Here is a 24,765-nt window from a genome sequence, read left to right on the forward strand (position 1 = left end):
AAGGGAGAAAGTGGTGCCGACTACCGGAATCGAACTGGTGACCTACTGATTACAAGTCAGTTGCTCTACCTACTGAGCTAAGTCGGCACAAGTGGGGCGCATTTTATTGAATGATTTTCCACCTTGCAATAGCAAATTGAAAAAAAGTGCAAAATTCTCTGCTCAAACTTCGACATACGACTATTTAGCTCAAGGTTTCCGTCTTTAACCCGCATCTAGTACAGGAAGATATTTTATTTATCTAGCGCTTGATGTATTTTCCATGCACTTGTTTTGTTATCCACTATAGAGTTTTGTATGAGCCCATTCATGTCATTTGACCGTACACACTGGTCTGAACTAAGGAATTTAGTTCCGATGACACTTTCTGAGAGCGACTTAAAAGAGCTTCAAGGCATCAATGAAAAGCTCACCATGGAAGAAGCTGTGGAGATCTACCTACCGCTTTCTCGTCTATTGAACCTCTATGTGGCAGCCAGACAAAACCGCAATTCAGTACTTCACCAGTTCCTCGATAAAAAAGAGAAAGCACCACCATTTATTATTGGTATTGCTGGCAGTGTTGCGGTAGGTAAAAGTACAACCGCCCGTCTACTTAAGGCCCTGCTCTCTCGTTGGGAAAACCACCCAAAAGTTGAGCTCGTCACCACTGACGGTTTCTTATATCCAAATGAAGTATTGGAAGAGAAAGGCTTGATGAGTAAGAAAGGCTTCCCTGAGTCTTATGATATTAAGCGTTTAGTTAATTTTGTCTCTGACGTTAAGGCGTGCAAAAGAAACGTCACCGCGCCAGTTTACTCGCATCTAACCTACAACATTACTGATGATGTTAAGTGTGTTGACCTACCTGACGTGTTGATCATTGAAGGCCTAAACGTATTGCAGAGTGGAATGAACTACCCACACGAGCCACACCGTGTGTTCATTTCTGACTTCCTGGATTTTTCACTCTATGTGGATGCAGACAGCCAGCAAATCAAAGAGTGGTATATCAACCGCTTTATGAAGTTTAGAGAAGGGGCATTTACCAAGCCGGGCTCTTACTTTAGTCATTACACTAAATTATCGAACCAAGCGGCATTGGATAAAGCAGAAGGGATCTGGAGTTCAATCAATGGGTTGAACCTAGAGAAGAACATCCTTCCAACCAGAGAGCGGGCGCACCTAATCCTAAGAAAAGGTGCAGATCACATGGTTGAAGAAGTACTACTAAGAAAATAGGAAGGCCTTAGCTACCCTTTCTTAGTGAGATTTCACCGCCGATATAACTTTCGATACCATTCTCGGTTTTGAGTAACACTGCACCCTGCTCATCAATACCTTGTACGACACCTTCAATTTCTCTAGGTCCAATAATCAGCTTCACATTGCGACCTAAGAAGTTATCCAAGCGGTTCCAACGCTCTACAAAATTCGACATCCCTTTCATTTCGTAATCAACTAGCGCCTTATCCCATGCGTTTATTAGGGTCTGTGCTAAATGGTTACGATCTGGGACTTGGCCATCACACACCTCTTTAAGCGAGGTCCACGGCTGACCTATACCAGAAGTTGAAGGGTCCATCGACAGGTTGAGTCCTAGCCCAATCACAATATGAGCAGCACCGCCAGATTGCCCCGACAGCTCAACTAAGATTCCCGCAAGTTTCTTATCGTTATGGTAAAGGTCATTTGGCCATTTGAGTTTCACGCCTTCAACACCCATTTCTTCCAGAGCCTCAACAACCGCAACCCCGACAACAAGACTTAGGCCCATCGCAGCTGCCATCCCAGCGTCGAGTCTCCAGTACATCGAAAGGTATAAATTGGCTCCAAATGGTGATACCCACTCCCTGCCACGACGACCGCGACCAGAGGCTTGGTATTCAGCAACACAAACCGAGCCAGATTCTAGCTCATTGGTGCGATCTAACAGGTGTTGGTTGGTCGAACCTATAATAGGGATCAGTTCAAGAGACGCGTTACTATTAGCAGCAGATAGTCGCTCATGGTCCAGCATGTCCAATCGGTCCGCTAGCTTGTAGCCTTTACCCTGTACACGGTAGATATCCAAACCCCACTCTTGAATACCCTTGATGTGCTTGCTTATAGCGGCTCGAGATACCCCAATCACCTCACCGAGGTCTTCACCAGAATGAAACTCACCATCAGCAAGGCATTTTAACAGTGCTAGCTTAGTGCTGTGCTCTCTCATACTAACGCCTCCAAAGCCTTGTCGAGATTTGTCTCACCATCTCTTCCCATAAAGCGAACCTCATGTTCCAGGCGAATATCGAATTTATCTAGCACAGATTGACGAACTCGTTCTGCTAACTTAAGCACATCAACGGCCGTCGCCTCATCATAGTTGATGATTACAAGTGCTTGATTTGGATGAACCTGAGCGCCACCTTGATTAACACCTTTAAACTGACATTGATCGATCAGCCAACCAGCAGCGACTTTGATCATATTCTCACTCGCATAGCCCACAATCGTTGGATACTCAGACTGCAAGCGATCAAAATGATCTTTACTGATCACCGGGTTTTTAAAGAAGCTGCCAGCATTACCCTGAACAGAAGGGTCTGGCAATTTACTCGAGCGGATAGCACATACTTCATTAAATATCGTTTGAGGTGAAAGTGTCTCTTCAGACAGACTTTTCAAGGGACCATAGTGATTACATGGCTGCCATGCTTTCGCTAAAATTAAGCCAATCGCGACCACAATAGCTTTGCCGTAAAGGGCGTGTTTAAAAATCGAATCTCGGTAACCAAAGAGACATTCCTCTTTGCTTAATCGCTTAACTGTATAAGTATCCAGACAAAGAATATCGACGTATTCACATATATCCTGTAGCTCAACTCCATAAGCACCAATGTTCTGGATAGGCGCTGAGCCAGAACAACCCGGAATCATGGCTAGGTTTTCTAACCCACCAAGACCTTGCTCAACGGTCCATTTAACTAAGCTTGGCCAATCCTCACCACCATTAACATGGAGTAAATGATTATTATCCGACTCCGTTAAGGTAATACCAGACAGCTTATTGATAATGACAAGGCCTGCAAAATGCTCAGTGAAAAGCATGTTACTGCCCTTTCCTAGCATCAGCTTAGGCGTAGATTGCCATTTAGGGTCCTGATAAACCGAGACCAACTCTTCAATCGTGGTCACTTCAACCAAAGCATCACAGCTTTGATCAATAGAAAAGGTATGAACGTTTTTTAAACTAGCATTGAGATGGAATTGCATGGCGATATTCAATTAACTTACACTGAGTTCATTCTACAGCAGATAAACCAGTGGCGCAGTGACTGAATGAACAATGTCATCATTACTCAATTAGACCCAGTAAAGGTTCCCCTTGTTAAACGCTTCTATAAAGAACACTACCCAACAGGGAAAGCCAATAAAAGTGAGTTAATTTATTCACTCTTACTTGATGACGAACTTTGTGGTGTCGTCCGTTTCCGTACGATAGAAGACTCGCGCTTACTGACAGGTATGGCGATCTCGAAACAACATCGCGGTAAACAGTTAGGTTCCCAGCTAATGGAGTACTGTGCAACACACACACTCACAGAGAACGATTACTGCTTTGCCTATGCGCACCTTACGAGCTTCTATAGTCGGCACCAATTTGTGCAGATCGATTCTAAACAGCTACCTAACGCCTTACGGGTTTTATATGAGCGTTATTCAAATAGCGGAAAAGATCTCATTCCTATGCAATATCAGCAAAATTGTTAGAGAATGCCCCGATTATCTAGTATTTGGGGCTATGCCTTTGGTAAAATTAAAGGTTCGCAATTTTGCATATTTTTAAGGTAAAACAGTCAATATGATTGCCAGTAGGAATCCATTCATACAGTTGCCAACCATAGCGCAGAATCCTGATAAGTTTGAAGTACTACTATCAGCGCAAGAGTTTCGAATTCGTCTACTTGATGAGATAGCTCGCGCAACGACTCGTATTAGTTTAGTCGCTTTGTATCTTGAAGATGATGAGGCTGGCCGTGAGATCCTAACTGCCTTATATGAAGCAAAACAAAAGAATCCAGATCTAAATGTGAGCGTTTGTGTTGATTGGCACAGAGCTCAACGCGGATTGATTGGTGCAGAGTCTTCTGAAGGCAATGCAGCAATGTACAAAGAGTTTGCTGAAAAATATCAGCATTCAGTTCCTGTCTACGGCATTCCTGTCCGTGGTAAAGAAGTCTTTGGCGTATTGCACTTAAAGGGCTTTATCGTTGATGACAGCGTGATATACAGTGGTGCAAGCCTCAATAATATCTACCTGAACTATCACGACCGCTACCGCTTTGACCGCTACCATGTTTTAAACAACGCAACACTAGCAGACTCAATGTTTGCTTACGTGCATGAACAAATGATCTCTGACAGCGCTGTTTACGACTTAGCTGATAAAAACAAGCCAGCTACTAAAGAGCTAAAGCCAGCGATCCGCCAGTTTCGTGCATCTCTAGCCAGATCTCAGTATCAATTTGATGGTCAGGAAGTATCACCAGAGCAAGTTGCCGTAACACCGCTAGTAGGCATCGGCAAACGACGTAATCGTCTTAACCAAGGCATCAATCAACTGGTCGCTCAGGCTAAAGACGAGATCTTCATTTGTACCCCTTACTTTAACTTTCCTCCTAGCCTAGCTAAAGAAGTGAAGAAAGCACTCAAACGTGGAGTAAAGGTCAGCATTGTGGTTGGTGATAAAACCGCGAATGATTTCTTCATCTCTCCAGAGGAAGAGTTTAAAACGATTGGTGGTCTACCATATCTTTATGAGATGAACTTACGTCGCTTTGCTAAAGCTAATGAAGCTCATATTGCAAGCCGCAATCTATCGATTCAACTTTGGCGACACGACTCTAACAGCTTCCACCTGAAGGGCATTTGGGTCGATAAGCGCTATATGCTGCTTACTGGTAATAACCTAAACCCTAGAGCTTGGAAACTAGATCTAGAGAACGGAATCTTTATTCAGGACAACTATCACCACCTAACTGGTAAGTTCCAAGCTGAAGTAGATAACATTCTTCAACACACTCAGCTTATTTGTACTTATAAGCAGTTAGACAAAGTAGATAGCTACCCAGAAGAAGTTCAAAAGCTGATTCGCAAGATCACTCGAGTAAAAGCTGACAGAGTACTTAAACAAATACTCTAGTAAACATACGCAAGATATGATTTACCAACGCCTAGCAAACGCTAGGCGTTTTTGTATCCATAAGTCGCCTCTCTGTAAGCACTTGCAAACATAGTGAGTAACTAGGTCAATCAATACTCGCACATATAATTTTAGGGGTTCAGCGCCATTGAACGCCAGAGAATAGCTTAGGCCGAAAGTAGCGAGGACTTGTTATTTGAAGAACAAAAGACCATTACCTGGAAACGACGAAGGCCTAGTAGTAAGGCTAGGCCTTCTGATAAATGACGAAAGGCGGACACACCTAGTTCGTTCTTTCTGAAACCGGTAAACCTTTTGAGAGACGCTCTCGACCAAAAGGCTAATACAGGGATTCAAAGGTAAAAAAGCCCAAGAAGTTGTGCGTGGGCTTAGTATGACTGAACTGGTATTCCATCTGACTAGTACACGAGCGGGACTCATTGGTAGAAGACCAAATTATCGCATTCTAGAAACGACGAAAGCCTAGTCGTAAGACTAGGCTTTCTAAAAGGTTTGATGTAGTTGAGTTGTCATTCTATCTATTCGCCAATTGATTACTAAATATACATTTTTGATAGATGTAAAAAGCCCTGCTATTTCTAGCAGGGCTTCTCTAATGAGTGGCGGAGTGGACGGGACTCGAACCCGCGACCCCCGGCGTGACAGGCCGGTATTCTAACCAACTGAACTACCACTCCGCAGTGGACTACTTGTCGTCGCTGACAAGTCGTTCATAATTTAAAGCCTGGCGATGTCCTACTCTCACATGGGGAAGCCCCACACTACCATCGGCGCTATTGTGTTTCACTTCTGAGTTCGGCATGGAATCAGGTGGGTCCACAATGCTATGGTCGCCAAGCAAAATTTTGCTTTTACTTTCAGTTTTTTAAAAACTGAAGGCAAAATAATCTGGAAAGCTTATTAAAAGTGTTGTCTCATCAAACTCATTCAAGCGTTTGTATTTTTGAGTCCATCAAAACCCCTTGGGTGTTGTATGGTTAAGCCTCACGGGCAATTAGTACAGGTTAGCTCAATGCCTCGCAGCACTTACACACCCTGCCTATCAACGTTCTAGTCTTGAACAACCCTTTAGGACACTTAAAGTGTCAGGGAAAACTCATCTCAGGGCTCGCTTCCCGCTTAGATGCTTTCAGCGGTTATCGATTCCGAACTTAGCTACCGGGCAATGCCATTGGCATGACAACCCGAACACCAGAGGTTCGTCCACTCCGGTCCTCTCGTACTAGGAGCAGCCCCCTTCAATTTTCCAACGCCCACGGCAGATAGGGACCGAACTGTCTCACGACGTTCTAAACCCAGCTCGCGTACCACTTTAAATGGCGAACAGCCATACCCTTGGGACCGACTTCAGCCCCAGGATGTGATGAGCCGACATCGAGGTGCCAAACACCGCCGTCGATATGAACTCTTGGGCGGTATCAGCCTGTTATCCCCGGAGTACCTTTTATCCGTTGAGCGATGGCCCTTCCATTCAGAACCACCGGATCACTATGACCTGCTTTCGCACCTGCTCGAATTGTCATTCTCGCAGTCAAGCGGGCTTATGCCATTGCACTAACCACACGATGTCCAACCGTGTTTAGCCCACCTTCGTGCTCCTCCGTTACTCTTTGGGAGGAGACCGCCCCAGTCAAACTACCCACCAGGCACTGTCCGTAATCCCGATTCAGGGACCAACGTTAGAACATCAAAACTACAAGGGTGGTATTTCAAGGACGACTCCACCACATCTAGCGACGCGGTTTCAAAGTCTCCCACCTATCCTACACATGTAGGTTCAATGTTCAGTGCCAAGCTGTAGTAAAGGTTCACGGGGTCTTTCCGTCTAGCCGCGGGTACACTGCATCTTCACAGCGATTTCAATTTCACTGAGTCTCGGGTGGAGACAGCGTGGCCATCATTACGCCATTCGTGCAGGTCGGAACTTACCCGACAAGGAATTTCGCTACCTTAGGACCGTTATAGTTACGGCCGCCGTTTACCGGGGCTTCGATCAAGAGCTTCGACCGAAGTCTAACCCCATCAATTAACCTTCCGGCACCGGGCAGGCGTCACACCGTATACGTCATCTTACGATTTTGCACAGTGCTGTGTTTTTAATAAACAGTTGCAGCCACCTGGTATCTGCGACTCTCGTCTGCTCCATCCGCAAGGGACTTCACTGATAAGAGCGTACCTTCTCCCGAAGTTACGGTACCATTTTGCCTAGTTCCTTCACCCGAGTTCTCTCAAGCGCCTTGGTATTCTCTACCCGACCACCTGTGTCGGTTTGGGGTACGATTCCTTACAATCTGAAGCTTAGAGGCTTTTCCTGGAAGCATGGCATCAATGACTTCACTACCGTAGTAGCTCGACATCGTATCTCAGCGTTAAGAAGAACCGGATTTACCTAATTCTTCCGCCTACGTACTTGAACCTGGACAACCGTCGCCAGGCCCACCTAGCCTTCTCCGTCCCCCCATCGCAATTGTAAGAAGTACGGGAATATTAACCCGTTTCCCATCGACTACGCCTTTCGGCCTCGCCTTAGGGGTCGACTTACCCTGCCCCGATTAACGTTGGACAGGAACCCTTGGTCTTCCGGCGAGGGAGTTTTTCACTCCCTTTATCGTTACTCATGTCAGCATTCGCACTTCTGATACCTCCAGCAGCCCTTACAGACCACCTTCAACGGCTTACAGAACGCTCCCCTACCCCACGCACATAAGTGCGTAGCCGCAGCTTCGGTGTATAGCTTAGCCCCGTTACATCTTCCGCGCAGGCCGACTCGACCAGTGAGCTATTACGCTTTCTTTAAATGATGGCTGCTTCTAAGCCAACATCCTGGCTGTCTGAGCCTTCCCACATCGTTTCCCACTTAGCTATACTTTGGGACCTTAGCTGGCGGTCTGGGTTGTTTCCCTCTCCACGACGGACGTTAGCACCCGCCGTGTGTCTCCCGGATAGTACTTACTGGTATTCGGAGTTTGCAAAGGGTTGGTAAGTCGGGATGACCCCCTAGCCTTAACAGTGCTCTACCCCCAGTAGTATTCGTCCGAGGCGCTACCTAAATAGCTTTCGGGGAGAACCAGCTATCTCCAGGTTTGATTGGCCTTTCACCCCTAGCCACAAGTCATCCGCTAATTTTTCAACATTAGTCGGTTCGGTCCTCCAGTTGATGTTACTCAACCTTCAACCTGCCCATGGCTAGATCACCTGGTTTCGGGTCTAATCCTAGCAACTGTACGCCCAGTTAAGACTCGGTTTCCCTACGGCTCCCCTAAACGGTTAACCTTGCTACTAAAATTAAGTCGCTGACCCATTATACAAAAGGTACGCAGTCACACCACGAAGGTGCTCCTACTGCTTGTACGTACACGGTTTCAGGTTCTATTTCACTCCCCTCACAGGGGTTCTTTTCGCCTTTCCCTCACGGTACTGGTTCACTATCGGTCAGTCAGTAGTATTTAGCCTTGGAGGATGGTCCCCCCATATTCAGACAGGATATCACGTGTCCCGCCCTACTCGTTTTCACTGATGATGAGATGTCGACTACGGGGCTATCACCCTTTATTGCGGCACTTTCCAGAGCCTTCGTCTGTCTCATTAAAAGCTTAAGGGCTAATCCAATTTCGCTCGCCGCTACTTTCGGAATCTCGGTTGATTTCTCTTCCTCGGGGTACTTAGATGTTTCAGTTCCCCCGGTTTGCCTCTTGTTGCTATGTATTCACAACAAGATACTTACTTATGTAAGTGGGTTTCCCCATTCGGAAACCCCAGACTTAAATGACTTTTACTGTCTAATCTGGGCTTATCGCAAGTTAATACGTCCTTCATCGCCTCTGACTGCCAAGGCATCCACCGTGTACGCTTAGTCACTTAACCATACAACCCGAAGAGGTCTTTATGTATGGTAAACAACCAAGGTTTTTGGTTGTAATAAGAAGGGTTAGTTCTTATTACGTGTTTGCCGGACTCAATATGATTCAAACAAGTTTGAATCGAATACAAGACACTTGAATGTGTTTGTGTTGTGTTTATCCAAAAGATAAACATTGAGAACTTTTAATTTGATTAACTCTTAGAGTTAATCAGTCAGCTTTCCAAATTGTTAAAGAGCATGTATTCCGAAGAATTCATTTTCTAAAGACTCTCACAGTCGAAAAAACCAACCAACGACATAAGAAGTGGTTTGGAGTTTTAACTTCCAAGAATATTTAGAGAATGGTGGGCGATACCGGGCTCGAACCAGTGACCCCCTGCTTGTAAGGCAGGTGCTCTCCCAACTGAGCTAATCGCCCACTAAAAGTTTTAATTCCTTCGTGGAGAAAGAATGGTGGGTCGTGCAGGATTCGAACCTGCGACCAATTGATTAAAAGTCAACTGCTCTACCAACTGAGCTAACGACCCAATGGTATCCCGTAGGGGAGTCGAACCCCTGTTACCGCCGTGAAAGGGCGGTGTCCTAGGCCTCTAGACGAACGGGACACTGGATTGAAGAACTTGGGAGTTCTTCGTCTCTTTTACTTTCTAAACCTAATCAATCTGTGTGGACACTTATCGTGAATATCTTCGTATAAGGAGGTGATCCAGCCCCAGGTTCCCCTAGGGCTACCTTGTTACGACTTCACCCCAGTCATGAACCACAAAGTGGTGAGCGTCCTCCCGAAGGTTAAACTACCCACTTCTTTTGCAGCCCACTCCCATGGTGTGACGGGCGGTGTGTACAAGGCCCGGGAACGTATTCACCGTAGCATTCTGATCTACGATTACTAGCGATTCCGACTTCATGGAGTCGAGTTGCAGACTCCAATCCGGACTACGACGCACTTTTTGGGATTCGCTCACTCTCGCAAGTTCGCTGCCCTCTGTATGCGCCATTGTAGCACGTGTGTAGCCCTACTCGTAAGGGCCATGATGACTTGACGTCGTCCCCACCTTCCTCCGGTTTATCACCGGCAGTCTCCCTGGAGTTCCCGACATTACTCGCTGGCAAACAAGGATAAGGGTTGCGCTCGTTGCGGGACTTAACCCAACATTTCACAACACGAGCTGACGACAGCCATGCAGCACCTGTCTCAGAGCTCCCGAAGGCACACCTGCGTCTCCGCTGGCTTCTCTGGATGTCAAGAGTAGGTAAGGTTCTTCGCGTTGCATCGAATTAAACCACATGCTCCACCGCTTGTGCGGGCCCCCGTCAATTCATTTGAGTTTTAATCTTGCGACCGTACTCCCCAGGCGGTCTACTTAACGCGTTAGCTCCGAAAGCCACGGCTCAAGGCCACAACCTCCAAGTAGACATCGTTTACGGCGTGGACTACCAGGGTATCTAATCCTGTTTGCTCCCCACGCTTTCGCATCTGAGTGTCAGTATCTGTCCAGGGGGCCGCCTTCGCCACTGGTATTCCTTCAGATCTCTACGCATTTCACCGCTACACCTGAAATTCTACCCCCCTCTACAGTACTCTAGTTCACCAGTTTCAAATGCAGTTCCGAGGTTGAGCCCCGGGCTTTCACATCTGACTTAATGAACCACCTGCATGCGCTTTACGCCCAGTAATTCCGATTAACGCTCGCACCCTCCGTATTACCGCGGCTGCTGGCACGGAGTTAGCCGGTGCTTCTTCTGTTGCTAACGTCAAGAAATGCCGCTATTAACGACACCCCCTTCCTCACAACTGAAAGTACTTTACAACCCGAAGGCCTTCTTCATACACGCGGCATGGCTGCATCAGGCTTTCGCCCATTGTGCAATATTCCCCACTGCTGCCTCCCGTAGGAGTCTGGACCGTGTCTCAGTTCCAGTGTGGCTGATCATCCTCTCAGACCAGCTAGGGATCGTCGCCTTGGTGAGCCATTACCTCACCAACTAGCTAATCCCACCTAGGCATATCTTGACGCGAGAGGCCCGAAGGTCCCCCTCTTTGGCCCGTAGGCATTATGCGGTATTAGCCATCGTTTCCAATGGTTATCCCCCACATCAAGGCAATTTCCTAGGCATTACTCACCCGTCCGCCGCTCGACGCCGTTATCGTTCCCCGAAGGTTCAGATAACTCGTTTCCGCTCGACTTGCATGTGTTAGGCCTGCCGCCAGCGTTCAATCTGAGCCATGATCAAACTCTTCAATTTAAGATTTTGTCGACTCAACGAATACTGACTTCAAAACTACAAAAAGTAATTCTAAAGCTATTATCATTCCAACAGAATGATAATGAATTGACTGTGCCGATAATAAATTATCGATTGGTCACTCAGTTCATTGAAATCAAGTTGAAACCGAAGTTTCATTTTTTGATATTCATCAACGAGTGCCCACACAGATTGATAGGTTTAAATTGTTAAAGAGCTTTGCTTTCAGTGCCTTAGCACTTAAGCAGGACGCGTATAATACGCTTTCTACTTTGAAAGTCAACATAAAATACTAAGAAAACTTAGAACTCTATGGTGACTTGTCTACTTTGTAGACAAAGTCGAAATTAAAGCCTGGCGATGTCCTACTCTCACATGGGGAAGCCCCACACTACCATCGGCGCTATTGTGTTTCACTTCTGAGTTCGGCATGGAATCAGGTGGGTCCACAATGCTATGGTCGCCAAGCAAAATTTTAAAATTCGGAAAGCTTATTAAAAGTGTTGTCTCATCAAACTCATTCAAGCGTTTGTATCTTTGAGTCCATCAAAACCCCTTGGGTGTTGTATGGTTAAGCCTCACGGGCAATTAGTACAGGTTAGCTCAATGCCTCGCAGCACTTACACACCCTGCCTATCAACGTTCTAGTCTTGAACAACCCTTTAGGACGCTTAAAGCGCCAGGGAAAACTCATCTCAGGGCTCGCTTCCCGCTTAGATGCTTTCAGCGGTTATCGATTCCGAACTTAGCTACCGGGCAATGCCATTGGCATGACAACCCGAACACCAGAGGTTCGTCCACTCCGGTCCTCTCGTACTAGGAGCAGCCCCCTTCAATTTTCCAACGCCCACGGCAGATAGGGACCGAACTGTCTCACGACGTTCTAAACCCAGCTCGCGTACCACTTTAAATGGCGAACAGCCATACCCTTGGGACCGACTTCAGCCCCAGGATGTGATGAGCCGACATCGAGGTGCCAAACACCGCCGTCGATATGAACTCTTGGGCGGTATCAGCCTGTTATCCCCGGAGTACCTTTTATCCGTTGAGCGATGGCCCTTCCATTCAGAACCACCGGATCACTATGACCTGCTTTCGCACCTGCTCGAATTGTCATTCTCGCAGTCAAGCGGGCTTATGCCATTGCACTAACCACACGATGTCCAACCGTGTTTAGCCCACCTTCGTGCTCCTCCGTTACTCTTTGGGAGGAGACCGCCCCAGTCAAACTACCCACCAGGCACTGTCCGTAATCCCGATTCAGGGACCAACGTTAGAACATCAAAACTACAAGGGTGGTATTTCAAGGACGACTCCACCACATCTAGCGACGCGGTTTCAAAGTCTCCCACCTATCCTACACATGTAGGTTCAATGTTCAGTGCCAAGCTGTAGTAAAGGTTCACGGGGTCTTTCCGTCTAGCCGCGGGTACACTGCATCTTCACAGCGATTTCAATTTCACTGAGTCTCGGGTGGAGACAGCGTGGCCATCATTACGCCATTCGTGCAGGTCGGAACTTACCCGACAAGGAATTTCGCTACCTTAGGACCGTTATAGTTACGGCCGCCGTTTACCGGGGCTTCGATCAAGAGCTTCGACCGAAGTCTAACCCCATCAATTAACCTTCCGGCACCGGGCAGGCGTCACACCGTATACGTCATCTTACGATTTTGCACAGTGCTGTGTTTTTAATAAACAGTTGCAGCCACCTGGTATCTGCGACTCTCGTCTGCTCCATCCGCAAGGGACTTCACTGATAAGAGCGTACCTTCTCCCGAAGTTACGGTACCATTTTGCCTAGTTCCTTCACCCGAGTTCTCTCAAGCGCCTTGGTATTCTCTACCCGACCACCTGTGTCGGTTTGGGGTACGATTCCTTACAATCTGAAGCTTAGAGGCTTTTCCTGGAAGCATGGCATCAATGACTTCACTACCGTAGTAGCTCGACATCGTATCTCAGCGTTAAGAAGAACCGGATTTACCTAATTCTTCCGCCTACGTACTTGAACCTGGACAACCGTCGCCAGGCCCACCTAGCCTTCTCCGTCCCCCCATCGCAATTGTAAGAAGTACGGGAATATTAACCCGTTTCCCATCGACTACGCCTTTCGGCCTCGCCTTAGGGGTCGACTTACCCTGCCCCGATTAACGTTGGACAGGAACCCTTGGTCTTCCGGCGAGGGAGTTTTTCACTCCCTTTATCGTTACTCATGTCAGCATTCGCACTTCTGATACCTCCAGCAGCCCTTACAGACCACCTTCAACGGCTTACAGAACGCTCCCCTACCCCACGCACATAAGTGCGTAGCCGCAGCTTCGGTGTATAGCTTAGCCCCGTTACATCTTCCGCGCAGGCCGACTCGACCAGTGAGCTATTACGCTTTCTTTAAATGATGGCTGCTTCTAAGCCAACATCCTGGCTGTCTGAGCCTTCCCACATCGTTTCCCACTTAGCTATACTTTGGGACCTTAGCTGGCGGTCTGGGTTGTTTCCCTCTCCACGACGGACGTTAGCACCCGCCGTGTGTCTCCCGGATAGTACTTACTGGTATTCGGAGTTTGCAAAGGGTTGGTAAGTCGGGATGACCCCCTAGCCTTAACAGTGCTCTACCCCCAGTAGTATTCGTCCGAGGCGCTACCTAAATAGCTTTCGGGGAGAACCAGCTATCTCCAGGTTTGATTGGCCTTTCACCCCTAGCCACAAGTCATCCGCTAATTTTTCAACATTAGTCGGTTCGGTCCTCCAGTTGATGTTACTCAACCTTCAACCTGCCCATGGCTAGATCACCTGGTTTCGGGTCTAATCCTAGCAACTGTACGCCCAGTTAAGACTCGGTTTCCCTACGGCTCCCCTAAACGGTTAACCTTGCTACTAAAATTAAGTCGCTGACCCATTATACAAAAGGTACGCAGTCACACCACGAAGGTGCTCCTACTGCTTGTACGTACACGGTTTCAGGTTCTATTTCACTCCCCTCACAGGGGTTCTTTTCGCCTTTCCCTCACGGTACTGGTTCACTATCGGTCAGTCAGTAGTATTTAGCCTTGGAGGATGGTCCCCCCATATTCAGACAGGATATCACGTGTCCCGCCCTACTCGTTTTCACTGATGATGAGATGTCGACTACGGGGCTATCACCCTTTATTGCGGCACTTTCCAGAGCCTTCGTCTGTCTCATTAAAAGCTTAAGGGCTAATCCAATTTCGCTCGCCGCTACTTTCGGAATCTCGGTTGATTTCTCTTCCTCGGGGTACTTAGATGTTTCAGTTCCCCCGGTTTGCCTCTTGCTGCTATGTATTCACAACAAGATACTTACTTATGTAAGTGGGTTTCCCCATTCGGAAATCCCAGACTCAAATGACTTTTACTGTCTAATCTGGGCTTATCGCAAGTTAATACGTCCTTCATCGCCTCTGACTGCCAAGGCATCCACCGTGTACGCTTAGTCACTTAACCATACAACCCGAAAGGGTCTTAGTGTATGGCAACTAACCAAGGTTTTTGGTTGTAACAAGAAGGGTTAGTTCTTATTACGTGTTTGCCGGACTCAATTTAATACTCTTTATTTTCACTTTTAAAAAGTGAAGACAAAAAGCCAAGACACTTGAATGTGTTTATGTTGTGTTTATCTAAAGATAAACATTGAGAACTTTTAATTTGATTAACTCATAGAGTTAATCAGTCAGCTTTCCAAATTGTTAAAGAGCTTGATTCAATAAATGAACCATTTTTAAAGATTCTACTTTCTATTCTAAAGAAATAAGAACACTTAAAGATGGTGGAGCTATGCGGGATCGAACCGCAGACCTCCTGCGTGCAAGGCAGGCGCTCTCCCAGCTGAGCTATAGCCCCATCTAAGTCGATATTGGTGGGTCTGAGTGGACTTGAACCACCGACCTCCCGCTTATCAGGCGAGCGCTCTAACCAGCTGAGCTACAGACCCAATATCGTCTCTTTACTTTCTAAACCGTATCAATCTGTGTGGACACTTATCGTGAATATCTTCGTATAAGGAGGTGATCCAGCCCCAGGTTCCCCTAGGGCTACCTTGTTACGACTTCACCCCAGTCATGAACCACAAAGTGGTGAGCGTCCTCCCGAAGGTTAAACTACCCACTTCTTTTGCAGCCCACTCCCATGGTGTGACGGGCGGTGTGTACAAGGCCCGGGAACGTATTCACCGTAGCATTCTGATCTACGATTACTAGCGATTCCGACTTCATGGAGTCGAGTTGCAGACTCCAATCCGGACTACGACGCACTTTTTGGGATTCGCTCACTCTCGCAAGTTCGCTGCCCTCTGTATGCGCCATTGTAGCACGTGTGTAGCCCTACTCGTAAGGGCCATGATGACTTGACGTCGTCCCCACCTTCCTCCGGTTTATCACCGGCAGTCTCCCTGGAGTTCCCGACATTACTCGCTGGCAAACAAGGATAAGGGTTGCGCTCGTTGCGGGACTTAACCCAACATTTCACAACACGAGCTGACGACAGCCATGCAGCACCTGTCTCAGAGCTCCCGAAGGCACACCTGCGTCTCCGCTGGCTTCTCTGGATGTCAAGAGTAGGTAAGGTTCTTCGCGTTGCATCGAATTAAACCACATGCTCCACCGCTTGTGCGGGCCCCCGTCAATTCATTTGAGTTTTAATCTTGCGACCGTACTCCCCAGGCGGTCTACTTAACGCGTTAGCTCCGAAAGCCACGGCTCAAGGCCACAACCTCCAAGTAGACATCGTTTACGGCGTGGACTACCAGGGTATCTAATCCTGTTTGCTCCCCACGCTTTCGCATCTGAGTGTCAGTATCTGTCCAGGGGGCCGCCTTCGCCACTGGTATTCCTTCAGATCTCTACGCATTTCACCGCTACACCTGAAATTCTACCCCCCTCTACAGTACTCTAGTTCACCAGTTTCAAATGCAGTTCCGAGGTTGAGCCCCGGGCTTTCACATCTGACTTAATGAACCACCTGCATGCGCTTTACGCCCAGTAATTCCGATTAACGCTCGCACCCTCCGTATTACCGCGGCTGCTGGCACGGAGTTAGCCGGTGCTTCTTCTGTTGCTAACGTCAAGAAATGCCGCTATTAACGACACCCCCTTCCTCACAACTGAAAGTACTTTACAACCCGAAGGCCTTCTTCATACACGCGGCATGGCTGCATCAGGCTTTCGCCCATTGTGCAATATTCCCCACTGCTGCCTCCCGTAGGAGTCTGGACCGTGTCTCAGTTCCAGTGTGGCTGATCATCCTCTCAGACCAGCTAGGGATCGTCGCCTTGGTGAGCCATTACCTCACCAACTAGCTAATCCCACCTAGGCATATCTTGACGCGAGAGGCCCGAAGGTCCCCCTCTTTGGCCCGTAGGCGTTATGCGGTATTAGCCATCGTTTCCAATGGTTATCCCCCACATCAAGGCAATTTCCTAGGCATTACTCACCCGTCCGCCGCTCGACGCCGTTATCGTTCCCCGAAGGTTCAGATAACTCGTTTCCGCTCGACTTGCATGTGTTAGGCCTGCCGCCAGCGTTCAATCTGAGCCATGATCAAACTCTTCAATTTAAGATTTTGTGACTCAACGAATACTGACTTCAAAACTACAAAAAGTAATTCTAAAGCTATTATCATTCCAACAGAATGATAATGAATTGACTGTGCCGATAATAAATTATCGATTGGTCACTCAGTTCATTGAAATCAAGTTGAAACCGAAGTTTCATTTTTTGATATTCATCAACGAGTGCCCACACAGATTGATAGGTTTAAATTGTTAAAGAGCTTTGCTTTCAGTGCCTTAGCACTTAAGCAGGACGCGTATAATACGCTTTCCACTTTGAAAGTCAACATAAAATACTAAGAAAACTTAGAACTCTATGGTGACTTGTCTACTTTGTAGACAAAGTCGAAATTAAAGCCTGGCGATGCCCTACTCTCACATGGGGAAGCCCCACACTACCATCGGCGCTATTGTGTTTCACTTCTGAGTTCGGCATGGAATCAGGTGGGTCCACAATGCTATGGTCGCCAAGCAAAATTTAAAATTCGGAAAGCTTATTAAAAGTGTTGTCTCATCAAACTCATTCAAGCGTTTGTATCTTTGAGTCCATCAAAACCCCTTGGGTGTTGTATGGTTAAGCCTCACGGGCAATTAGTACAGGTTAGCTCAATGCCTCGCAGCACTTACACACCCTGCCTATCAACGTTCTAGTCTTGAACAACCCTTTAGGACACTTAAAGTGTCAGGGAAAACTCATCTCAGGGCTCGCTTCCCGCTTAGATGCTTTCAGCGGTTATCGATTCCGAACTTAGCTACCGGGCAATGCCATTGGCATGACAACCCGAACACCAGAGGTTCGTCCACTCCGGTCCTCTCGTACTAGGAGCAGCCCCCTTCAATTTTCCAACGCCCACGGCAGATAGGGACCGAACTGTCTCACGACGTTCTAAACCCAGCTCGCGTACCACTTTAAATGGCGAACAGCCATACCCTTGGGACCGACTTCAGCCCCAGGATGTGATGAGCCGACATCGAGGTGCCAAACACCGCCGTCGATATGAACTCTTGGGCGGTATCAGCCTGTTATCCCCGGAGTACCTTTTATCCGTTGAGCGATGGCCCTTCCATTCAGAACCACCGGATCACTATGACCTGCTTTCGCACCTGCTCGAATTGTCATTCTCGCAGTCAAGCGGGCTTATGCCATTGCACTAACCACACGATGTCCAACCGTGTTTAGCCCACCTTCGTGCTCCTCCGTTACTCTTTGGGAGGAGACCGCCCCAGTCAAACTACCCACCAGGCACTGTCCGTAATCCCGATTCAGGGACCAACGTTAGAACATCAAAACTACAAGGGTGGTATTTCAAGGACGACTCCACCACATCTAGCGACGCGGTTTCAAAGTCTCCCACCTATCCTACACATGTAGGTTCAATGTTCAGTGCCAAGCTGTAGTAAAGGTTCACGGGGTCTTTCCGTCTAGCCGCGGGTACACTGCATCTTCACAGCGATTTCAATTTCACTGAGTCTCGGGTGGAGACAGCGTGGCCATCATTACGCCATTCGTGCAGGTCGGAACTTACCCGACAAGGAATTTCGCTACCTTAGGACCGTTATAGTTACGGCCGCCGTTTACCGGGGCTTCGATCAAGAGCTTCGACCGAAGTCTAACCCCATCAATTAACCTTCCGGCACCGGGCAGGCGTCACACCGTATACGTCATCTTACGATTTTGCACAGTGCTGTGTTTTTAATAAACAGTTGCAGCCACCTGGTATCTGCGACTCTCGTCTGCTCCATCCGCAAGGGACTTCACTGATAAGAGCGTACCTTCTCCCGAAGTTACGGTACCATTTTGCCTAGTTCCTTCACCCGAGTTCTCTCAAGCGCCTTGGTATTCTCTACCCGACCACCTGTGTCGGTTTGGGGTACGATTCCTTACAATCTGAAGCTTAGAGGCTTTTCCTGGAAGCATGGCATCAATGACTTCACTACCGTAGTAGCTCGACATCGTATCTCAGCGTTAAGAAGAACCGGATTTACCTAATTCTTCCGCCTACGTACTTGAACCTGGACAACCGTCGCCAGGCCCACCTAGCCTTCTCCGTCCCCCCATCGCAATTGTAAGAAGTACGGGAATATTAACCCGTTTCCCATCGACTACGCCTTTCGGCCTCGCCTTAGGGGTCGACTTACCCTGCCCCGATTAACGTTGGACAGGAACCCTTGGTCTTCCGGCGAGGGAGTTTTTCACTCCCTTTATCGTTACTCATGTCAGCATTCGCACTTCTGATACCTCCAGCAGCCCTTACAGACCACCTTCAACGGCTTACAGAACGCTCCCCTACCCCACGCACATAAGTGCGTAGCCGCAGCTTCGGTGTATAGCTTAGCCCCGTTACATCTTCCGCGCAGGCCGACTCGACCAGTGAGCTATTACGCTTTCTTTAAATGATGGCTGCTTCTAAGCCAACATCCTGGCTGTCTGAGCCTTCCCACATCGTTTCCCACTTAGCTATACTTTGGGACCTTAGCTGGCGGTCTGGGTTGTTTCCCTCTCCACGACGGACGTTAGCACCCGCCGTGTGTCTCCCGGATAGTACTTACTGGTATTCGGAGTTTGCAAAGGGTTGGTAAGTCGGGATGACCCCCTAGCCTTAACAGTGCTCTACCCCCAGTAGTATTCGTCCGAGGCGCTACCTAAATAGCTTTCGGGGAGAACCAGCTATCTCCAGGTTTGATTGGCCTTTCACCCCTAGCCACAAGTCATCCGCTAATTTTTCAACATTAGTCGGTTCGGTCCTCCAGTTGATGTTACTCAACCTTCAACCTGCCCATGGCTAGATCACCTGGTTTCGGGTCTAATCCTAGCAACTGTACGCCCAGTTAAGACTCGGTTTCCCTACGGCTCCCCTAAACGGTTAACCTTGCTACTAAAATTAAGTCGCTGACCCATTATACAAAAGGTACGCAGTCACACCACGAAGGTGCTCCTACTGCTTGTACGTACACGGTTTCAGGTTCTATTTCACTCCCCTCACAGGGGTTCTTTTCGCCTTTCCCTCACGGTACTGGTTCACTATCGGTCAGTCAGTAGTATTTAGCCTTGGAGGATGGTCCCCCCATATTCAGACAGGATATCACGTGTCCCGCCCTACTCGTTTTCACTGATGATGAGATGTCGACTACGGGGCTATCACCCTTTATTGCGGCACTTTCCAGAGCCTTCGTCTGTCTCATTAAAAGCTTAAGGGCTAATCCAATTTCGCTCGCCGCTACTTTCGGAATCTCGGTTGATTTCTCTTCCTCGGGGTACTTAGATGTTTCAGTTCCCCCGGTTTGCCTCTTGCTGCTATGTATTCACAACAAGATACTTACTTATGTAAGTGGGTTTCCCCATTCGGAAATCCCAGACTCAAATGACTTTTACTGTCTAATCTGGGCTTATCGCAAGTTAATACGTCCTTCATCGCCTCTGACTGCCAAGGCATCCACCGTGTACGCTTAGTCACTTAACCATACAACCCGAAAGGGTCTTAGTGTATGGCAACTAACCAAGGTTTTTGGTTGTAACAAGAAGGGTTAGTTCTTATTACGTGTTTGCCGGACTCAATTGTGATTCAAACAAGTTTGAATCGAATACAAGACACTTGAATGTGTTTGTGTTGTGTTTTCTTAGTTAAAAGAAAACATTGAGAACTTTTAATTTGATTAACTCTTAGAGTTAATCAGTCAGCTTTCCAAATTGTTAAAGAGCATAAAGCAAAAAGCTTTAATCAATAACGTGCGTTATTAATTAAAGCTCTGGCCTTAACTAAGTCTAAACCATCAATCTGTGTGGACACTTATCGTGAATATCTTCGTATAAGGAGGTGATCCAGCCCCAGGTTCCCCTAGGGCTACCTTGTTACGACTTCACCCCAGTCATGAACCACAAAGTGGTGAGCGTCCTCCCGAAGGTTAAACTACCCACTTCTTTTGCAGCCCACTCCCATGGTGTGACGGGCGGTGTGTACAAGGCCCGGGAACGTATTCACCGTAGCATTCTGATCTACGATTACTAGCGATTCCGACTTCATGGAGTCGAGTTGCAGACTCCAATCCGGACTACGACGCACTTTTTGGGATTCGCTCACTCTCGCAAGTTCGCTGCCCTCTGTATGCGCCATTGTAGCACGTGTGTAGCCCTACTCGTAAGGGCCATGATGACTTGACGTCGTCCCCACCTTCCTCCGGTTTATCACCGGCAGTCTCCCTGGAGTTCCCGACATTACTCGCTGGCAAACAAGGATAAGGGTTGCGCTCGTTGCGGGACTTAACCCAACATTTCACAACACGAGCTGACGACAGCCATGCAGCACCTGTCTCAGAGCTCCCGAAGGCACACCTGCGTCTCCGCTGGCTTCTCTGGATGTCAAGAGTAGGTAAGGTTCTTCGCGTTGCATCGAATTAAACCACATGCTCCACCGCTTGTGCGGGCCCCCGTCAATTCATTTGAGTTTTAATCTTGCGACCGTACTCCCCAGGCGGTCTACTTAACGCGTTAGCTCCGAAAGCCACGGCTCAAGGCCACAACCTCCAAGTAGACATCGTTTACGGCGTGGACTACCAGGGTATCTAATCCTGTTTGCTCCCCACGCTTTCGCATCTGAGTGTCAGTATCTGTCCAGGGGGCCGCCTTCGCCACTGGTATTCCTTCAGATCTCTACGCATTTCACCGCTACACCTGAAATTCTACCCCCCTCTACAGTACTCTAGTTCACCAGTTTCAAATGCAGTTCCGAGGTTGAGCCCCGGGCTTTCACATCTGACTTAATGAACCACCTGCATGCGCTTTACGCCCAGTAATTCCGATTAACGCTCGCACCCTCCGTATTACCGCGGCTGCTGGCACGGAGTTAGCCGGTGCTTCTTCTGTTGCTAACGTCAAGAAATGCCGCTATTAACGACACCCCCTTCCTCACAACTGAAAGTACTTTACAACCCGAAGGCCTTCTTCATACACGCGGCATGGCTGCATCAGGCTTTCGCCCATTGTGCAATATTCCCCACTGCTGCCTCCCGTAGGAGTCTGGACCGTGTCTCAGTTCCAGTGTGGCTGATCATCCTCTCAGACCAGCTAGGGATCGTCGCCTTGGTGAGCCATTACCTCACCAACTAGCTAATCCCACCTAGGCATATCTTGACGCGAGAGGCCCGAAGGTCCCCCTCTTTGGCCCGTAGGCATTATGCGGTATTAGCCATCGTTTCCAATGGTTATCCCCCACATCAAGGCAATTTCCTAGGCATTACTCACCCGTCCGCCGCTCGACGCCGTTATCGTTCCCCGAAGGTTCAGACAACTCGTTTCCGCTCGACTTGCATGTGTTAGGCCTGCCGCCAGCGTTCAATCTGAGCCATGATCAAACTCTTCAATTTAAGATTTTGTGACTCAACGAATACTGACTTCAAAACTACAAAAAGTAATTCTAAAGCTATTATCATTCCAACAGAATGATAATGAATTGACTGTGCCGATAATAAATTATCGATTGGTCACTCAGTTCATTGAAATCAGGTTGAAACCGAAGTTTCATTTTTTGATATTCATCAACGAGTGCCCACACAGATTGATAGGTTTAAATTGTTAAAGAGCGCTAGCATTTTGTGATTAACATCTCAATCGCTAGGGGTGCGTACTATACTCGCACCGTTTTTAGAGTCAAGGGTTATTTTCAAACTCTTTTTCTCTACCGATTTCGCTGTGTGACTTTCGTCTCACTCCGTGTCGGTGAGGCGGCATTATAGAGAGATTGAGAAGGAGCACAAGGGCTTTTTCAAATAAAAGTTTTGTTCGCCTAAAAAGCCACCAGATCCGCATTTTTCGAATAAAAACTAAACATTTGAGACGTATCACAGCAATACATTGGAAAAATGAAAGGCATGAACGTAAGATTCATGTGTCTATTTTGTTAATGGTAGATGCGTCTATTTCGTTTATTAATATGTAGTATTCCGATATGAACTCAAAAAAATCGATGTTGTTAATTGTCGCACTGGCTGTATTAGGCGGCATTGTTTTCTCTCAGGTAGATATATCGCCTGCAATTACCTTTATCCTTGGTGTCTTGGCTTCCGCTTTTGTTGTTAACTTTTCAAGCACCGACTCAAAATCAGATTCAGAAACTAAAGCTTCAACGAAAACGCTTTATGTGGGTAACCTTCCATACAAGGCGAATGAATCGCATGTTCGTGAATTATTCTCAGAACATGGTGAAGTGTTTGCAGTACGCTTAATGAAAGACAAGCGTACTGGTAAAAGAAGAGGCTTTGGATTTGTTGTTATGGCAAGTAATGATGTGAATCATGCAATCTCTGCTCTTAACGACAAAGATTACATGCAACGCACTTTAAAAGTACGTGTTGCAAATGATCCTAAGCACCCTGAAGCGGACGAATCTGAACAGAACTAAACCCTAACTGCTTCAACATACTATTTAGTGCACTTTCTTTATTGGGAAGTGCACTACAAAAAACCTCTCGCACTCCCCCTATTTCATTACCACTTTCTAGACCCAATAAATCTTGGACTCGTTTAGCTATCGCTTTGCCTGAATCGACCAATACCACTCCTTCGCCTAATACTTGCTGAATCTCAGACTTTATTAGTGGGAAATGGGTACAGCCTAAAACAGCAACATCAATGGCATTAATCATCGGCTGAAGGATTTGCTTGAGCTCTTCTATATTGATTGCCTCTCCTCTGAGCTTATCTTCGGCCATATCCACCAGCCGAGTCGAGCCCAAAAGTTCAACCCTCTTATTAGTAGAGAAGTTCTTGATCAGTTCATGTGTGTATTCACGAGTGATGGTTGCCGGAGTAGCAATAAGGCCCACAGCTTTATTCGCTAATAAGGAAGCAGGCTTGATCGCAGGGACTACCCCAACGATTGGAATGACATTATTAGCACGGAGTGTAGGGAGAACAATAGTACTAGCGGTGTTACATGCAATAACAACGATATCTATGGCATGACTCGCCACGAAGCTAGCTACAATATTCTGCACTCTACTAATCAGAACCTGCTGATCGAGCTCGCCATACGGGTAAGCTTCGTTGTCGAATACATAGATATAGTTATGATTGGGCAATAACTGACTTATCTCTTTATAGACAGATAACCCTCCTACTCCAGAATCAAAGACCAATATGTTTTTTTGCAGACTATCCGACACAACGATTACCTATATGTAGTTTCGCAGCAATAATACCCCTTCACTTAGTTTTCGCCAATCCTCACGCTATAGAATACAAGCTCGATAACGTTGATGTACAAAGCGTTCACCTTGCTCTATCACTTCGAGCTCTATCTCAAGCTTTCCTTTAAAGCATGTCGCTGAAGTCACTAAGGTATGGAACTCGCCATCTTCACCACACGGATCCACATGGTTCGGTAAGCTTGCTATTAACTCATCGGTATATTTCAGCCCGCAGTAGCTAATATCTAATACATTACTGTCGACAGTGACGAGAAAAGTTTCGATACCTCTATCTATTATCTCTTGTGCTAGCGCCTGACTGCTCTCTCCCATAAGAGGAAACACACACGCCCAACCTGCGGGTTCAATATAGCTTCTTCTATAGTCTGCAATGCCGTTACAAAACATATCACCGAATGCAACGGCATCAATCGATAAGCCTGAATCTTTAAGCGCCGAGACAATAGTACTTTGGTAAACCTCGTTGCTTGGGAACACTTCCGGAAGATCGATGGTGATAAGTGGCAAGCCGATCAACTTTGCTTGCATTGCTACTACGTCTATAGGAGTTACTTGGAAAGGAACTTCATCTCCAACATAAGTCGTATAGAGTGCAACAACGTCATATTCGCTGCTTTCAAGTAAACGCTCGAGGGTGAGTGTAGAGTCCTTGCCCTGATGACCAGCTTATGACGACTTTCTTTTTCATTGATATACCCAATAAGAA

At 47.3% G+C, this 24,765-nt stretch carries 7 protein-coding genes, 7 tRNA genes, 9 rRNA genes and 1 pseudogene; 4 read left to right on the forward strand and 20 right to left on the reverse strand.

The genetic code is table 11. From position 1 onward, the window contains the following. Positions 1-11: 11 nt before the first annotated feature. Positions 12-87, reverse strand: a tRNA-Thr gene (locus OCV52_RS14890). A gap of 210 nt (positions 88-297) precedes the next feature. On the opposite strand from OCV52_RS14890, the gene coaA reads away from it, so the two are divergent. Next, positions 298-1,221: a type I pantothenate kinase gene (coaA, locus tag OCV52_RS14895; protein ID WP_105057681.1), complete on the forward strand. Its 924-nt coding sequence runs from the start codon at positions 298-300 to the stop codon at positions 1,219-1,221. A gap of 7 nt (positions 1,222-1,228) precedes the next feature. On the opposite strand, the gene birA is transcribed toward coaA, so the two are convergent. Next, positions 1,229-2,194 (reverse strand): bifunctional biotin--[acetyl-CoA-carboxylase] ligase/biotin operon repressor BirA, encoded by a 966-nt coding sequence (birA, locus tag OCV52_RS14900; protein WP_137409161.1) that lies wholly within the window; start codon positions 2,192-2,194, stop codon positions 1,229-1,231. Next, entirely contained in the window at positions 2,191-3,237 is a 1,047-nt protein-coding gene (gene murB, locus OCV52_RS14905; RefSeq protein WP_137409160.1) for a UDP-N-acetylmuramate dehydrogenase, read from the reverse strand. Before murB ends, birA begins: the two co-directional genes overlap by 4 nt. 66 nt (positions 3,238-3,303) lie before the next feature. On the opposite strand from murB, the gene OCV52_RS14910 reads away from it, so the two are divergent. After that, positions 3,304-3,735: a GNAT family N-acetyltransferase gene (locus OCV52_RS14910; protein WP_137409159.1), complete on the forward strand. Its 432-nt coding sequence runs from the start codon at positions 3,304-3,306 to the stop codon at positions 3,733-3,735. Positions 3,736-3,826: 91 nt separating this feature from the next. Next, positions 3,827-5,167 carry a CDP-diacylglycerol--serine O-phosphatidyltransferase gene (pssA, locus tag OCV52_RS14915; protein ID WP_137409158.1) on the forward strand — a complete coding sequence of 447 codons (1,341 nt, stop codon included), beginning with the start codon at positions 3,827-3,829 and terminating at the stop codon, positions 5,165-5,167. Between the two features lie 621 nt (positions 5,168-5,788). On the opposite strand, the gene OCV52_RS14920 is transcribed toward pssA, so the two are convergent. From OCV52_RS14920 to OCV52_RS14990, 15 genes are all read right to left on the reverse strand, one after another. Beyond that, a tRNA-Asp gene (locus OCV52_RS14920) sits at positions 5,789-5,865 on the reverse strand. A 45-nt stretch (positions 5,866-5,910) separates the two neighbouring features. Beyond that, positions 5,911-6,026: ribosomal RNA gene (gene rrf / locus OCV52_RS14925) — 5S ribosomal RNA — on the reverse strand. Between the two features lie 135 nt (positions 6,027-6,161). Beyond that, positions 6,162-9,052, reverse strand: a 23S ribosomal RNA gene (locus OCV52_RS14930). Positions 9,053-9,392: 340 nt separating this feature from the next. After that, positions 9,393-9,468, reverse strand: a tRNA-Val gene (locus OCV52_RS14935). Between the two features lie 33 nt (positions 9,469-9,501). Continuing rightward, positions 9,502-9,577, reverse strand: a tRNA-Lys gene (locus OCV52_RS14940). Between the two features lie 2 nt (positions 9,578-9,579). Beyond that, a tRNA-Glu gene (locus tag OCV52_RS14945) sits at positions 9,580-9,655 on the reverse strand. Between the two features lie 89 nt (positions 9,656-9,744). Next, a 16S ribosomal RNA gene (locus tag OCV52_RS14950) occupies positions 9,745-11,297 on the reverse strand. A gap of 352 nt (positions 11,298-11,649) precedes the next feature. Continuing rightward, a 5S ribosomal RNA gene (gene rrf, locus OCV52_RS14955) occupies positions 11,650-11,765 on the reverse strand. 99 nt (positions 11,766-11,864) lie between these two features. Then, positions 11,865-14,755: ribosomal RNA gene (locus OCV52_RS14960) — 23S ribosomal RNA — on the reverse strand. 320 nt (positions 14,756-15,075) lie between these two features. Beyond that, positions 15,076-15,151, reverse strand: a tRNA-Ala gene (locus tag OCV52_RS14965). Between the two features lie 14 nt (positions 15,152-15,165). Then, positions 15,166-15,242: transfer RNA gene (locus OCV52_RS14970), tRNA-Ile, on the reverse strand. Positions 15,243-15,308: 66 nt separating this feature from the next. Then, a 16S ribosomal RNA gene (locus OCV52_RS14975) occupies positions 15,309-16,861 on the reverse strand. 351 nt (positions 16,862-17,212) lie between these two features. Beyond that, positions 17,213-17,328, reverse strand: a 5S ribosomal RNA gene (gene rrf / locus OCV52_RS14980). 98 nt (positions 17,329-17,426) lie between these two features. After that, a 23S ribosomal RNA gene (locus OCV52_RS14985) occupies positions 17,427-20,317 on the reverse strand. Between the two features lie 347 nt (positions 20,318-20,664). Then, positions 20,665-22,217 (reverse strand): 16S ribosomal RNA (locus OCV52_RS14990). Together the 16S, 23S and 5S rRNA genes with 6 tRNA genes alongside form the textbook arrangement of a ribosomal RNA operon. A 581-nt stretch (positions 22,218-22,798) precedes the next feature. Here OCV52_RS14990 and OCV52_RS14995 point away from each other — a divergent pair. Beyond that, positions 22,799-23,251, forward strand: a complete 453-nt coding sequence (locus OCV52_RS14995) for an RNA recognition motif domain-containing protein (protein ID WP_004740566.1) — start codon at positions 22,799-22,801, stop codon at positions 23,249-23,251. Here the strand turns inward: OCV52_RS14995 and murI are convergent. Then, positions 23,214-24,020 (reverse strand): glutamate racemase, encoded by an 807-nt coding sequence (gene murI, locus OCV52_RS15000; RefSeq protein ID WP_198779394.1) that lies wholly within the window; start codon positions 24,018-24,020, stop codon positions 23,214-23,216. The two genes, OCV52_RS14995 and murI, sit on opposite strands and share 38 nt — an antisense overlap. Positions 24,021-24,080: 60 nt before the next feature. Next, positions 24,081-24,747 (reverse strand): annotated as a pseudogene (locus OCV52_RS15005) (Dph6-related ATP pyrophosphatase). Between the last annotated feature and the right edge of the window lie 18 nt (positions 24,748-24,765).

Origin of the sequence: Vibrio chagasii (genome assembly GCF_024347355.1) — a bacterium.
Classification (GTDB): domain Bacteria; phylum Pseudomonadota; class Gammaproteobacteria; order Enterobacterales; family Vibrionaceae; genus Vibrio; species Vibrio chagasii.

Coding starts and splice junctions, on each gene's coding strand:
- OCV52_RS14910 (WP_137409159.1), top strand. CDS start 3,304: ATGAACAATGTCATCATTACTCAATTAGACCCAGTAAAGGTTCCCCTT.
- coaA (WP_105057681.1), top strand. CDS start 298: ATGAGCCCATTCATGTCATTTGACCGTACACACTGGTCTGAACTAAGG.
- pssA (WP_137409158.1), top strand. CDS start 3,827: ATGATTGCCAGTAGGAATCCATTCATACAGTTGCCAACCATAGCGCAG.
- birA (WP_137409161.1), bottom strand. CDS start 2,194: ATGAGAGAGCACAGCACTAAGCTAGCACTGTTAAAATGCCTTGCTGAT.
- murB (WP_137409160.1), bottom strand. CDS start 3,237: ATGCAATTCCATCTCAATGCTAGTTTAAAAAACGTTCATACCTTTTCT.
- OCV52_RS14995 (WP_004740566.1), top strand. CDS start 22,799: ATGAACTCAAAAAAATCGATGTTGTTAATTGTCGCACTGGCTGTATTA.